Below are 13,343 nucleotides of genomic sequence, written 5' to 3' on the forward strand. Positions count from 1 at the left end.
AGGAAACGAAGCCATGAAAAAGTCCCTCCTGTCCGCCCTCGGTCTCGCCGTTGCTCTCGCCTTCTCGATGCCGGTCCTCGGCAACGCTGCTGCCACCACGACCGCTGCTCCGGCTGCTACCACGACCGCTCCGGCTGCCGCCGCGACGACCACTGCCGCTCCGATGAAGGCTGCCCCGAAGAAGGTCGCCAAGAAGGTCTGCAAGGTGACCAAGAAGCACAAGTGCCCGGTCAAGAAAGCCCCCGCGAAGGCCGCCCCGAAGGCTGCTCCGAAGAAGCCCTGATCGGTCCAAAGCCTGCTTTCTACAAGGCCGTTCCAGCTGCAAGCCGGCTGGGGCGGCCTTCTGCAAGCGCATCGTCGAAGGGCGGTGCACCGGCGACGAAGCGGGTCGGCGAACCCGGCCCGATGGCGGCGAGGGCTGAAAACCGGCAGCTTCCAGCCAAGCACTTCGATCATGTTTAACCCGTTCGCAACGCCGGCCGTGTAGGACAATCCGCATGAAAAAGCGGCTTTCGTCCATTCTGCGTTCGATGGTGCTCGGTGGCCTGGTCGCCAGCGGCGTGGCCAGGGTGCTGATCCTGCTCACCGCCAGCCCGGTGCCGGATCCGGCGAGCGGGCGTACCGAGCCTTCGCTGTTCGCGCCGGCAATCTCCAGCAACTGGGACTACATCACGCCGCTACAGGCCTGGCTGCTGATCATACTCACCGGCGTGACGCTGAGCTGCGTTGTCGCGTGGCCGATCGCTGCGTGGATGGAACGGCGGGCGGATGCGGGCGGAAACCGCCGCATCTTTGGCCGTCAGGGCCGTTGAACCGCTACCAACAATTCCCACATGATCGTCAATGACAGCGCTCACCCGCTGCCGGTCCGCGTGCCAATCAAAATGGACCATCGCTTTCGCCCGTGGCAAAATGCGGGGCGAAACTGTCGATGGCGAGACTGTCGGTTCCGATGCCTGAAATCACCACAAAACCGCGCGTCCAGGTCAAGCCGCAGGTCGAACGGCCGAAGCTCTACAAGGTCATCCTCATCAATGACGATTTCACGCCGCGCGAGTTCGTGGTGACGGTGCTGAAGGGCGAGTTCAAGCTCAGCGAGGACCAGGCGCACAGGATCATGATCACCGCGCATCGGCGTGGCGTCTGCGTCGTCGCGGTGTTCACCAAGGATGTCGCCGAGACCAAGGCGACACGGGCCACCGATGCCGGCAAGGCCAAGGGTTACCCGCTGCTGTTCACGACCGAACCGGAAGAGTGAGGAGTGGTCGCCCGTAGGGCGATCAATCGACAATGATTTGTCGATTGAAACGACGAACGCCCGGAGCCATAGCGGATGGCAGCGGCCGCAGGGCGGTTTTCCCTTCTCCCACAGGGGGAGAAGGAAGAGCGGCCACTACCGTCCTTCGCGATACCACATCGAACCCATTGCCAAAAGCAGCAGGCCGAGGCCGAGGAAACCGCCGAACAGCGGCACGCGCGAGACGGCCTTGAGCACGCTGTCGTCGGTGGTGCGCAGGCCGATCCAGTCGCTGCCGGACGCGGCGCCCGCCGACCGCACCGGCACGATGGAAGGCAGCGTCACGTCGCTGCCAAGGGCCGCGGATGGCGTCAGCCGGCGCACGCTGCCGCCGGTCGTTTCCGCCGGTGCCTTCAGGCGGTTCTCGGTGGAGATGACGTCGGCGAATTCCGGCGCATTGACCGGTCCGACATGGGCAAGTGCGGTGAGGTCGCCATTGGCGACCTGGTAGAGGCCGATTTCACTGGTCTCGACACTGCCGAGGAAGACGCCGGGTTCGGATTTCTGCAGCTTGACGGTCATTGTCTTGCCGGACGGAGTGATGATCTGCGCGGCGCCAGGATCGTCGGCCATGGTCTGGCGTCGGATTTCCAGGACCATGCCACGACCATCAGCGGTCAGCCGCTCCTCCTCGAGCTCGGGTTCCTTCATCAGCCAGTGCGCAATGCGCCGATAGAGCTGGACATGCGGACCGCCGCCCTCGAAGCCGCGCGCCCACAGCCATCCCTGATCGGACAGAAGCATGCCGACGCGGCCTTCTCCCTTGTGGTCGAGCAACAGCAGGGGCCGGTTGTCGGCACCCTTCATCACCACTTCGCCTTCCGGGTTCTGCACGCCGATGGTGCGGAACCAGCGGCTCCAGTGCGGCGGCTCGGTGGCGGAGCCATCCAGCCCGCGCGTCACCGGGTGACGCTGGCCGAGATCGGTGAGGCGCGGATAGAAGGCCTTGTCGACCACCTCGCCGGTCGGCATCGCCGGCAAGGCCGACATCAGCGGCGTGCGCGCGATCGAGCTTTCGCCGGCATATTCGGGGCCGGCCGCGATCAGCAGCGCGCCGCCCTTTTCGACATATTCGGAGATGTAGTCGTAATAGAGGATCGGCAGCACGTCGCGGTGCTGGTAGCGATCGAAGATGATGAGGTCGAAATCCTTGATCTTCTCGACGAACAGCTCACGCGTCGGGAACGCGATCAGCGACAATTCATTGATCGGCGTGCCGTCCTGCTTTTCCGGCGGCCGCAGAATGGTGAAATGGACGAGATCGACCGAGGCGTCGGACTTCAGCAGATTGCGCCAGGTGCGCTCACCCGCATGCGGCTCGCCCGAGACGAGCAGCACGCGCAGGTTCTCGCGGATGCCGTCGATCAGCGCGATGGCGCGGTTGTTGGTGTCGGTCAGTTCGCCCGGCTCGCGATCGATGGCGAGTTCGACGATGTTGCGGCCGGCTCCCGGAATGGTCACCTGCAGCGGCATGGCCTGGCCTACGGTGGCATGCTCGACCGCGACCTGCTCGCCATTGACCGAGACGCGCACGTCGACCGGGCCGGTCTCGTTTTCCGTTGAAATGACCCGGTATGTCATGTCGAGCGGCTTGCCGACGATGCCGAAGCGGGGCGCGTTCTCGAAGCGGATGCGGCGATCCTTTTCGTGGTCGTTGCCGGTGATCAGGGCATGCAGCGGGGCGTTGAAATCGGGTGCGCCGGCCGGCACGTCATGCACTTCGCCGTCGGTGATCATGATGGCGCCGCCGATGCGCGACGGCGGCACGTCGCGGAAGGCACCCTCGAGCGCGCCGAAGAGCCGCGTTTCGGTGCGCTCCTCGGCGGCTTCGGACTTGCCTGCCTCGACAACGCGCACGTCGAACTGCTTGAAGCGGCCAAGACGCTGTTGCAGCCCAGCCAGCGCCCCGTCCGTCTGCCTGGTGCGGTCGCCTATATCCTGGCTCTGGCTGCGGTCGACGATCAGGGCGACAACGCTTTTCAGCGGCTCGCGCTCCTCATTGAGGAATACCGGATTGAACAGGGCGGCGGCCAGCGCCAGCAGCGCGACGAAGCGGAAGATCGCGCCGCGCTGGCGAAACCACAGGCCGACGAGCGCGAGCAGGATCAGCGGTACCAGCACCACTGCCAACAATGGCCAGGAGATGAGGGGCTCGAAGGAGATCGACCAGTTCATCCTACTGCCCCAGCCGTTCGAGCAGTATGGGCACGTGCACCTGGTCGGATTTGTAGTTTCCGGTCAGCATGTACATCATGATGTTGACGCCGGCGCGTAGCGCGTAGATGCGCTGCATCGGGTCCGCGGGCACTGTCGGCAGCAACGGATCGCCATTCTCGTCGACCGCCCAGGCGCCGGCGAAATCATTCGCGGTGATCATGATCGGCGAAACGCCGTCGCCGGTGCGCACCGGCCGGTTCTCGGCGTTGCTGGCATCGAGCGACGCCTCGACCCAGAGGGGGCTGCCGGCGAAGCGGCCAGGAAATTCCGGCAGGATGAAGAAGGATTTGGTCAGCACGTGGTCGGACGGCACCGGTTCCAGCGGCGGCACGTTGAGGTTGCCGAGGATGTCGCGCAGCCGCTCCGTCGCCGGGCTGGCCGAATCGGCGCCGATGCCGTTGGCGAACTGGTCGCGCGTGTCGAACAGCACCGTCCCGCCCTGCTGCATATAGGCGTCGATGCGGGCGATCGCGGCCTGGCTCGGCATCGGTGCCGCCGGATCGATCGGCCAGTAGATCAGGGGATAGAACGACAGCTCGTCCTTCGAGATGTCGACACCCGCGGGTGCGCCCGGTTCCAGTGCGGTCTTCTCGATCAGGAAGCGGGTCAGGCCCTCCATGCCGGCGCGGCTGATCGAGTCGTCGCCCGGCACGCCGGTCAGCACATAGGCAATGCGGGTCTTCGAAATCGCCTCGATTGCCGCCTGGTCGCCCGGTTTGGCGTCGTCGGCTCGGGCAAGGTCGGCATGGCCGAACAGCGCGCCGAGCGCAATCAGGATCGCGGCGGTGGTTGCCACGGCTCCGGCACGGCGCGGTCGGCGCGAAAACAGCCCGCCCATCCACAACACCACCAGCGTATCGAGCAGCATCAGCGCCAGGGCGGCCACGACCAGCGCGCCCTTCAGGTTGCGCGATTCATCAAACGCATACTGGATTGACGTGACGGGAACGGTGATTTGCGGGCGCGCCAGCGGCGCGAAGGTGCTTGTTGCCTCGAGCAGGTTATGGGCGAAGACGCCGGTCTCGGAGCCGTAGAGGCCGGGCGGGTTCTCGAAAGTCACCGGTAACGAGCCGGCGGCCGGCACCAGCGGCCGCGCATCCGGCGTCGGCGGCACCAGCGAGCCGTCGGCCGATATCATGCGATAGGGCGCCAGCGAGGTGGCGGCGGCTTCGGCACTGGCGACCGCCGCGCCCTGGTTGCGCGACAGCTGAACGAGGCGGCGCAGCATCTCGACGAAGCTGCCCGAGATCGGCAGGTTCGACCATGTCGCCTCGGGCGTGACGTGGAACAGCACCAGCGTGCCCTTGCCTTTCTTCAGACCGGTGACCAGCGGCGTGCCGTCGGCGAGAGCCGCCCAGGTGCGCTCGACGATATCAGGCGTCGGCTCGGCCAGCACCTGTCTGGTAACGGTGACCTCGGTGGGCGGGGCAAGATCGGCGAACGGACCGGCCTTTGGAAATTCGGTGACCGGCTGCGGCGATGTCCATGACAGCGCGCCGCCGAGCGAACGCTCGCCGGTGCGCAGGCGGACCGGCAAAAGGTCATCGTCATTGCCGGCGGCGGCCAGCCGCGAGCCGGCGAAACGCACCAGCGTGCCGCCATTGTCGACCCAGTCGACCAGCCTTTGCCGGACCTGTGCGGGAATGGTGCCGATGTCGGCCATGACGATCATCGCCGGCTTCTGGTCGAGGATCTGCGGGATGGCGTCGGCGAGGTCGGCGCTGGAGGGCTCGACGAGATCGGCGAAGGGCTGCAGCGCGCGCCTGATGTAATAGAGCGGCGACAGAAGCGGCTGTGCCTGGTCGGCCTCGGCCTGCGACAACAGTCCGACGCGGCGGCGCTTGGAGCTTTCGTCGAGGACGCGCACGGCGCCAGCCTGGCGCTCGCCGTCGAGCGCGATCGAGGCGAAGTCGTTACGCAGTTCGAACGGCACCGCCATGGTGCCGGTGGCGGTGGATTCGCCTGGCGCAAAGGTCAGCGTCGCATCGGCGATGCGGCGGCCCTTGTCGTCGAAGGCACCGGCGGTGACCTGAGCCGGGGCTGGGTCGCCCGGTGCGCGGATGGCCGTCAGCGCAAAGCCGTCGACCTGGTTCTCGGCGGCGGTAAGGCCGGTCAGCGAAAGCCGGTCGGCGGTCGCCCAGACGACGCGGGCGGCATTTCTGGACAACAGCGTGTTGAAGGCGGCCTCGTCACCCTTTGCCGCCAGGCCATCGGCGAGCACGGCGACGCTGGCGCCGGGCAAGGTGTCCAGCACGCCGGCGACGCGGGCATAGACAGCGGGCCGGTCGGTCGGGATCGGTCGCGGCTTGGCGGCGCGCAGCCGGTCAAGAGCCGTGGCGGCATCGAAGGGGCCGATTTCCGAATTGGGCTTTTCGGCGGTGAAAGCGATGATGACCGGCACGCCGTTCGAGCCGGCGTCGGCTATCAGCCGCTCCGCGGTGGCGACGCGCTTGCCCCAATCGGCGGCACTTGCCCAATCATTGTCGATGACCAGCGCAAGGGCCGCCCCCTCGGCAGGCAGCTTTTCGCGCGGATTGAACACCGGTTCGGCGAGTGCCGCGACGATGAGGGCCGCCATCAAGAGCCTGAGCAGGGTCAGCCACCACGGGCTTTGCTGCGGCGTCTCCTCGCGCTTCAGCACGCGCGCCAGGATCTTCAGCGGCGGGAAGATCTCGGTCTGCGGCTTGGGCGGTGTCAGCCGCAACAGCCACCAGATCACCGGCAGCGCCAGCAGGCCCCACAGCACCATGGGAGCGCCAAAGGAGAGCGGCAGCCAGCTCATGCGCCGACCTTTCCGGCATGGTCGCCACCGGCGGCCAGCCCGGCATGACCGCCACCGGTCAGCCCGGCATGACTGGCGGTCAGCCCGGCATAACCGCCATCGGCGGTCATCGCCATGTGCAGGCGGACCAGCGCGTCGGAAGCGAGCCGATCTGTATGGTTGACGGTAAAGCTCCAGCCGAGGCGCTTGCACCAGGCGGCCAGTTCCTGGCGCCGGGCGGTGTAGAGCAGGCGGTACTCATCGCCGAGCATTTCGGCGCGACCGGCGGTCAGCTTGTCGCCGGTCTCGGGATCGGTGAACTCGGTGCGGCCGGCATAGGGGAAGGTTTCCTCGGCCGGGTCGGCGACCTCGATCAGGTGGGCGCGCACGCCGTGGCGGGCGAGCACATCAAGCCAGGCCATCGTTTCCTCGACCGGGTCGAGGAAATCGCTGGCGATGACGATGTCGCAGAAGCGGCGGATGCCGGACAGATCGGGTTTTGCCGGCAACTCACCGGCATGCATGAGCTGGGCGGCGATGCGCTCGGCACCGTTGCGGGCGGTGAACGGATCAGTGAGATCCGGCCAGGCGATGCGCTCGCCGCTACGCGATAACAACTCGGCCATGGCCAGCGCCAGCACAAGCGCGCGCGATTGCTTGGAAACGCTGGCGCCGGTCGACTTGTAGAGCATGGACGGCGAGGGGTCGGCCCACAGCCAGACCGTATGGGCGGCTTCCCATTCGCGATCGCGCACATAGGTATGATCGTCGCGGGCCGAGCGGCGCCAGTCGATGCGCGAGGCATCGCCTTCGACATAGGGCCGGAACTGCCAGAAATTCTCGCCGATGCCGCGCTTGCGGCGGCCGTGCCAGCCGGCGATCACGGTGTTGACGATGCGGCGCGCCTCGACCAGCAGGTCAGGCACAAGCGAGGCCCGCAACCGGCCACGGGCGAGCGCGTCGCGCGTCGCTGCCGGAGCCTGAACCTCGCCGATGCGCGCCATCAGATGCCTTTTGCCAGCTTCGCCACCACGTCACGCACACTGGTGCCTTCGGCGCGAGCGGCGAAGGTCAGCGCCATGCGATGCTGCAGCACCGGCTCGGCCAGTGCACGGACGTCGTCGATCGAGGGCGCCAGCCGTCCTTCATAAAGCGCGCGCGCCCTTGTGCACAGCATCAGCGCCTGGCTGGCGCGCGGGCCGGGGCCCCAGGCGACATGCTTGTCGGTCTCGGCGTTGCCCTGGCCGGGACGCGCCGAGCGCACCAGCGTCAGGATCGCTTCGACGACGCTTTCGGGCACCGGCATGCGGCGGATCAGCGTCTGGATTTCCTTCAGCCGCGCTGGCTGCAGCACGTTCTGCGCTTTCGCATCCTCGATGCCGGTGGTTTCCAAAAGGATGCGGCGCTCGGCCTCGATTTCGGGATAGAGGATGTCGACCTGCATCAGGAAACGGTCTAGCTGCGCCTCGGGCAGCGGATAGGTGCCTTCCTGCTCCAGTGGATTCTGCGTTGCCAGAACGTGGAAGGGCGCCGGCAGGTCATAACGGGCACCGGCAATGGTCACGTGGTATTCCTGCATCGCCTGCAGCAGCGCCGACTGGGTGCGTGGCGAGGCGCGATTGATCTCGTCGGCCATCAGCAATTGCGCGAAGATCGGCCCGGAGATGAAGCGGAAGGAGCGCTTGCCGAATTCATCCTGCTCCATCACTTCCGAGCCGAGGATATCGGACGGCATCAGGTCGGGCGTAAACTGAATGCGGCGCGAATCGTGGCCGAGCACGATGCCCAGCGTCTCGACCAGCTTGGTCTTGGCGAGGCCCGGCACGCCGACCAAAAGCGCATGGCCGCCGGCCAAAAGCGCCACCAGCGTGCGCTCGACGACGCTCTCCTGGCCGAAGATGACCCGGCCGACCCCGTCGCGGACTTTGGAAATATCGGCCAGTGCCTTCTCGGCCTCGGCGATCATGTCCTTTTCGCTGATCGGGCTTTCCTTGACCATCACGCTCATGCCGCATCGATCCTTGTGGTTGGAAATACCGGCCCGCACCATAGCACAGGTTGCCGCGATTCGGCCTCGCGTGGCGCCTATGCCGAAACTTAAATCACAGACCTAGGCTGACAAGCGGAACAACAGTGACTATTTCGTGACCATGACGGAACACTCCGAACATCGCGAACAAAGCCTTACGAGCGCCACCGAGGCGCGGGGTCTCGAGGCGCTGATCTCGCGTGCCGCCCGCGCCGGCAAGGGCGCGGCGCCGGTGGAACGCTGGAATCCCGACTTCTGCGGCGATCTCGACATGGAGATCAAGGCCGACGGCACCTGGTTCTACCCGGGCACGCCGATCGGCCGCATGCCGCTGGTGCAGCTTTTCTCCTCCGTGCTGCGCAAGGACGCGGACGGCAGGACCTATCTGGTAACGCCTGTGGAAAAGGTCGGCATCCGCGTTGCCGATGCGCCGTTCATCGCCGTCGAAATGGATGTTTCGGGCAGCGGTGACGCGCAAGCCATCACCTTCCGCACCAATGTCGGCGATGTCGTGGAAGCCGGGCCAGAGCGGCCGCTGCGCTTCGTCGACGAGAGCGAAACCGGCGGGTTGAAGCCCTATGTGCTGGTGCGCGGCCGGTTGGAGGCGCTGGTGGCGCGGCCGGTGATGTACGAGCTGGTCGGGCATGGCGAGGAAATCGAGATCGGCGGCAAGGCCATGTTTGCCGTGCGCTCGAAGGGCGCGGTGTTTCCGATCATGCCGGCGGACCAACTGAAGCGGCTGAGTACGTGATGGACCAGACGACGCCGAGGCCGTTTTCGTCAGCCGATTTTCGCGCGCGCTTTGCCGCGCAGCCGGACGCGCATGCCGGTGACGACTATGGAGATCATCGCTTCAATCCTGGCCATCCGCGCCTTAGCCAGGCCAAGGCGCTGCGCGATGCCGCGGTGCTGATCCCGGTGGTCGATCACGACGGCGACGCGACGGTTCTTTTGACCAAACGGGCCGAAAAGCTGCGCAGCCATTCGGGGCAAGTGGCCTTTCCCGGCGGCACCATCGATGCCGCCGATGCCAGCCCGGAAGCAGCGGCGCTGCGCGAGACCTTCGAGGAGATCGGCCTTGGCCCGGATCGTATCGAGATCATCGGCCGCATGCCCGATTACGTCGCCGGCAGCGGCTATCGCATCGCACCGGTGCTGGGCATCGTGCGGCCCAGTTTCCAACTGACGCTCAACGCCGACGAGGTCGACGCCGCCTTCGAAGTGCCGCTGCGCTTCCTGATGGACCCGGCCAATCACAAGCGCGACAGCCGCATGTGGAACGATCTCGAATGGTTCTTCTACGATATGCCTTATGGCGACCGGCGCATCTGGGGCGTCACCGCCGGCATCATCCGCACGCTCTATGAAAGGCTCTATCCGTGAATGTCTCTATCGCGGGCAGGGCCGACTGGCTCGGCAATATGCATCTGCAGCGACTGCTGGCCGTTCTGGCGGAGGTCGGTGAAGAAGCACGTGTCGCCGGCGGCGCCGTGCGCAACGCGCTGATGGGCCAGCCGGTCGCCGACATCGACATCGCCACCACTTGCCTGCCGCAGGAAACCATCCGCCGCGCCGAGGCGGCAGGCTTCAAAGCGGTGCCGACCGGCATCGAGCACGGCACGGTCACGGTGATCGCCGGCGGCAAGCCTTATGAGACCACCACCTTGCGCGCCGACATCGAGACCGACGGCCGCCGCGCCAAGGTGTCGTTCGGGCGCGACTGGAAACTTGACGCCGAGCGGCGCGATTTCACCATCAACGCGCTCTATGCGCAGGCCGACGGCACGGTTGTCGACCTGATCGGTGGCGTCGCCGACATCGAGGCGCGCCGGCTGCGCTTCATCGGCGATCCGGAAGCGCGCATCCGCGAGGATTATCTGCGCATCCTGCGGTTCTTCCGCTTCTTCGCCTGGTACGGCGACGGCCGGCCGGACGCCGAAGGGCTGAAAGCCTGTGCCCGGCTGAAGGATGGGCTGGTCCAGCTTTCGGCCGAGCGCATCTGGGCCGAACTGAAGAAGCTTCTGTCGGCGCCCGATCCGTCGCGGGCGCTGCTGTGGATGCGCCAGGCCGGCGTGCTGACCAGCGCGCTGCCCGAGAGCGAGAAATGGGGCATCGATGCCATCCATGGAGTGACCAAGGCCGAGAAGGATCTGGGCTGGGCGGCGGATCCGCTGCTCAGGCTGGAGGCGATCGTGCCCCCGGATGCGGCGCGCATGAAGACGCTCGCCGACAGGCTGAGACTGTCGACGGCGGAGGCCGAACGCCTGCGCCAATGGGCGCTTGCCACTATCGTCGAGCCGAAGACGACCGAGAGCGAGCTGGCGAAAAGGCTCTATCGCGGCGACCGGCAGGGCTTCGTCGATCGTCTGCGGCTATCGCTGGCCGCAGCCCGGGTGCGTGCCGTCGAGGACAATGACGCTCTGCTCGAAGCCGGCGGCTTTTCGCGCCTGCTGGCCTTTGCGCTCAAATGGGAAAAACCGCTGTTTCCGCTGAAAGGTGCCGATTTGACCGCGCTCGGCGCCGTTCCTGGGCCGAAGCTTGGCGAAATCCTCAAGAACCTCGAGGCGGAATGGATCGAAGCCGGATTTGCCCCCGATCGCGACGCGTTGCTTGAACGTGCCGCGAAGGCGCTTGAAACGTAGAGCAGCTCACCGTTTCACGGAAACGGCAAACCGAGGCGGCGATTTGGCCGGGCGAAGCTTCGCCCGTCTACTTGATCGCTACGGGAGCCAGGGCGCGCGAAAGGCTTGCCTCGCCCTTGCCATAGACGGCGGCGCTGTAGTTGACCAGCGTGTCGGTACGAGCCGTGTTGAGCAGATCGTTGGTGATCTGCGTCGCGGTAGCCTTGGTGAATTTGCTGCCGATGATCGCAGCGTATCCCGAAATGATCGGCGCGGCGAAGGAGGTGCCATAGAGGCCTGTCTTGTCTCCGGTAACACCGACCACAAGGAAGTGGCTTTGCACAAGCGTGTTCGAGCCGGCATAGTTGGAGTACCAGGCAAGCTGGGCCTTGTTGGATGTCGTGCCATTCGTGGATAGGGCGCCGACGAAGATCGCCGAGGCTTTGCCAACCAGAGCGAGGTCGAGATAGTCCTGCTGACCGCCTGTGACACCGCCCACGGCAACCGCATCGTTGCCCGCTGCCTTCGAAACAACGGCCGTTCCTTTGGTGGCATAGGAGATGATGGAGGCTTCCTCGGGACTCCATCCGATCTGGTTCAGGCGGTAGCCCGCTTTGGCGTACATGCCATAGCTCAGGTTGAGCACGTTCAGGCCGGGCGCCAGGCTGACGGCCGAGCTTGTTGAGAAGTCCTTCGACCTGATGGTCGCGAAGGGCGCGATCATGCTGGCTTCCTCGCGCGTCCATTCACCGTGGCGCTGGGTTTGAACCCCGACACCGAAATTGCCGGAGAAGCGCGACGTACTGGAGAAATCATCGACGATCGTAATCGTGACGCCCTTGCCCTTGTATCCCGCAGCCCAAGCGGCGCCTACGTCGGGGCTCATCCACCCCTGCACCGCTTGTGTGCCCGCGGCAGGGATCGTTGCGCTCACGCATGTGGACAGGCCGCCGCCGTGGCACAGCGCGGCCATCTCGTCGGCATTGACCGCCTCCTGTGCCGACGCCATCGACGCCGACAGGATGGTGAGAGCCGTGGCGATACCAAATTTCAAGCAACTACCTGACATGCTCTTACTCCGGATGCCGGTGTCCTCCGTGATCTGGGTCAAAAGGTCGACATGCATGTCGACCCAGCTTGCGTGGTACCATTGGTTGAACGATATCCGGCTTCCGTCTTGCAATTCATAACCGCCGTCGCCCAGGCCGCGCGCGCGATCGCTGAGCGGCGAGCCTTGACGGATGTCGACCAGCGATGTCGTCATCTCCTGGGCAATCGCCGGAGACGCGGCAATGAGCCCGTACAGCAGGAGCGCCGTCGTGCGGTAACTCACTCGATTGTCGGACCTTTCGCGCATGCGCGAAACACCTCGCCCCACCGATTCCGGACCAGTGCCTGGTGGCGACGGGCTTCTCTTGCAGCCCACTGTAGCCGGATTATCCGCCCGACAGTGGCACGGGCTCGGTTACCGCAGGGTTTATTTTAGCCGATACAAATATGATTTTTGGCCAGGCAGGATCTGCACCGCGCCGTGTCGTTTAAACGCGCGCTTGATCAAATCGCCCGCGACGGCATCAAGCGCCAATCGCGGGCGTCCCAGCCCTACGTTCATTGTCTGCTGGTGCCCGTTCGCCGTAGCTGACAAGCCCAGGCCGCGCAAAACCTACGCGGCGTCGCGGACCTTCTCGATGCGCGAGCGGATCGCCTCGATCATCGTCTCGCGGATGACCGTCTCGCCATGCGTCTCGCGCATGTGATCGACGGCACGGCGCATGACCTCGGCCTCTTCGTCGGCACGTGTGTGCCAGTCACAGCCGGGAACGAGCGACCCGCAGTGAAATTCCTTCATTGGATTTCTCCTTTCCTCCGTGGAGCCTGAAGCTCCGGTACTTTTTTAGCTCATGGCCCAATTCCGGGGTCGGATGTTCGGACCGCGAGCGGGGGCGAAAATCATAACACAGATGGCGTGGTATTGGTTGCGGTCAACGGCAAAAAGGCGGAGCGGCGCTGCTCCGCCTTCTTACGCTACCCCAAAACAGGGCCAGACATCGTCTCGTCCTGCTCTGGCGGACCGGCGATCACTTCACGATCTTGACTGCCTCGGCAACCTTGTTCTTGCCGCTCATGTCCCATGAGACCCTGACCTTTTCACCAACCTTCAGGCCAGGATCCTTGAAGGTCTCGGGAAGCGTAAAGGTAGATCCGTTATCGAGCACAAGGCTCATGGCCGTCGCGTCGAAGGTCTTGATCGTCCCGGTGGTGTGCTTGACGGCAGCGAACGCCACCGAACCGGAAGCGAGAAGGGCAGCCGCGGCAGCCGAAACAATGATCTTGCGCATTGGGAAGTACTCCTGGAAAGAGCGGGCATCCTTTTGACGAGGATGTCCCGCATCATCTGGGCCGTCCGGTCGCGTCGGG

The 13,343-nt window shown here is 65.4% G+C and carries 13 protein-coding genes; 6 read left to right on the forward strand and 7 right to left on the reverse strand.

What is annotated here, in order from left to right; all coding sequences use genetic code 11:
- Nucleotides 1-13: 13 nt before the first annotated feature.
- The 3 genes from AC56QQ_RS10245 (at nucleotide 14) to clpS (ending at nucleotide 1,258) form a co-directional block, all read left to right on the forward strand.
- On the forward strand, nucleotides 14-283 hold the full coding sequence (locus tag AC56QQ_RS10245; RefSeq protein ID WP_489862860.1) for a hypothetical protein: 270 nt from the start codon (nucleotides 14-16) through the stop codon (nucleotides 281-283).
- A gap of 214 nt (nucleotides 284-497) precedes the next feature.
- Entirely contained in the window at nucleotides 498-812 is a 315-nt protein-coding gene (locus tag AC56QQ_RS10250) for a hypothetical protein (RefSeq protein WP_489862859.1), read from the forward strand.
- A 140-nt stretch (nucleotides 813-952) separates the two neighbouring features.
- Complete coding sequence (gene clpS, locus AC56QQ_RS10255; protein ID WP_489863515.1) at nucleotides 953-1,258, forward strand: ATP-dependent Clp protease adapter ClpS; 306 nt, start codon at nucleotides 953-955, stop codon at nucleotides 1,256-1,258.
- A 135-nt stretch (nucleotides 1,259-1,393) separates the two neighbouring features.
- Here clpS and AC56QQ_RS10260 read toward each other — a convergent pair whose 3' ends face one another.
- Genes AC56QQ_RS10260 through AC56QQ_RS10275 form a run of 4 tightly spaced genes read right to left on the reverse strand, consistent with a single transcriptional unit; the run spans nucleotide 1,394 to nucleotide 8,283 of the window.
- Entirely contained in the window at nucleotides 1,394-3,472 is a 2,079-nt protein-coding gene (locus tag AC56QQ_RS10260; RefSeq protein WP_497126804.1) for a hypothetical protein, read from the reverse strand.
- 1 nt (nucleotide 3,473) lies between these two features.
- On the reverse strand, nucleotides 3,474-6,296 hold the full coding sequence (locus AC56QQ_RS10265) for a DUF4159 domain-containing protein (RefSeq protein ID WP_497126806.1): 2,823 nt from the start codon (nucleotides 6,294-6,296) through the stop codon (nucleotides 3,474-3,476).
- Nucleotides 6,293-7,279, reverse strand: a complete 987-nt coding sequence (locus AC56QQ_RS10270) for a DUF58 domain-containing protein (protein ID WP_497126808.1) — start codon at nucleotides 7,277-7,279, stop codon at nucleotides 6,293-6,295. Before AC56QQ_RS10270 ends, AC56QQ_RS10265 begins: the two co-directional genes overlap by 4 nt.
- Nucleotides 7,279-8,283, reverse strand: a complete 1,005-nt coding sequence (locus AC56QQ_RS10275) for an AAA family ATPase (RefSeq protein WP_497126810.1) — start codon at nucleotides 8,281-8,283, stop codon at nucleotides 7,279-7,281. The genes AC56QQ_RS10270 and AC56QQ_RS10275 overlap by 1 nt, the downstream gene beginning before the upstream one ends.
- Nucleotides 8,284-8,425: 142 nt before the next feature.
- On the opposite strand from AC56QQ_RS10275, the gene AC56QQ_RS10280 reads away from it, so the two are divergent.
- The 3 genes from AC56QQ_RS10280 to AC56QQ_RS10290 are packed head-to-tail and all read left to right on the forward strand — an operon-like array spanning nucleotide 8,426 to nucleotide 10,946.
- On the forward strand, nucleotides 8,426-9,055 hold the full coding sequence (locus AC56QQ_RS10280; RefSeq protein ID WP_497128926.1) for a DUF1285 domain-containing protein: 630 nt from the start codon (nucleotides 8,426-8,428) through the stop codon (nucleotides 9,053-9,055).
- Nucleotides 9,055-9,687: a CoA pyrophosphatase gene (locus AC56QQ_RS10285; RefSeq protein ID WP_497126812.1), complete on the forward strand. Its 633-nt coding sequence runs from the start codon at nucleotides 9,055-9,057 to the stop codon at nucleotides 9,685-9,687. The genes AC56QQ_RS10280 and AC56QQ_RS10285 overlap by 1 nt, the downstream gene beginning before the upstream one ends.
- On the forward strand, nucleotides 9,684-10,946 hold the full coding sequence (locus AC56QQ_RS10290) for a CCA tRNA nucleotidyltransferase (protein WP_497126814.1): 1,263 nt from the start codon (nucleotides 9,684-9,686) through the stop codon (nucleotides 10,944-10,946). Before AC56QQ_RS10285 ends, AC56QQ_RS10290 begins: the two co-directional genes overlap by 4 nt.
- Before the next feature lie 67 nt (nucleotides 10,947-11,013).
- Here AC56QQ_RS10290 and AC56QQ_RS10295 read toward each other — a convergent pair whose 3' ends face one another.
- From AC56QQ_RS10295 to AC56QQ_RS10305, 3 genes are all read right to left on the reverse strand, one after another.
- Nucleotides 11,014-12,282, reverse strand: a complete 1,269-nt coding sequence (locus AC56QQ_RS10295; protein WP_497126816.1) for a S8 family serine peptidase — start codon at nucleotides 12,280-12,282, stop codon at nucleotides 11,014-11,016.
- Nucleotides 12,283-12,588: 306 nt separating this feature from the next.
- A complete protein-coding gene (locus tag AC56QQ_RS10300; protein WP_091579087.1) occupies nucleotides 12,589-12,774 on the reverse strand; it encodes a DUF1059 domain-containing protein in 186 nt (61 codons plus the stop codon).
- A gap of 229 nt (nucleotides 12,775-13,003) precedes the next feature.
- Nucleotides 13,004-13,264 carry a DUF1344 domain-containing protein gene (locus tag AC56QQ_RS10305; RefSeq protein ID WP_091579451.1) on the reverse strand — a complete coding sequence of 87 codons (261 nt, stop codon included), beginning with the start codon at nucleotides 13,262-13,264 and terminating at the stop codon, nucleotides 13,004-13,006.
- Nucleotides 13,265-13,343 lie beyond the last annotated feature (79 nt).

The organism is Mesorhizobium sp. RCAM 05099, from assembly GCF_059683685.1.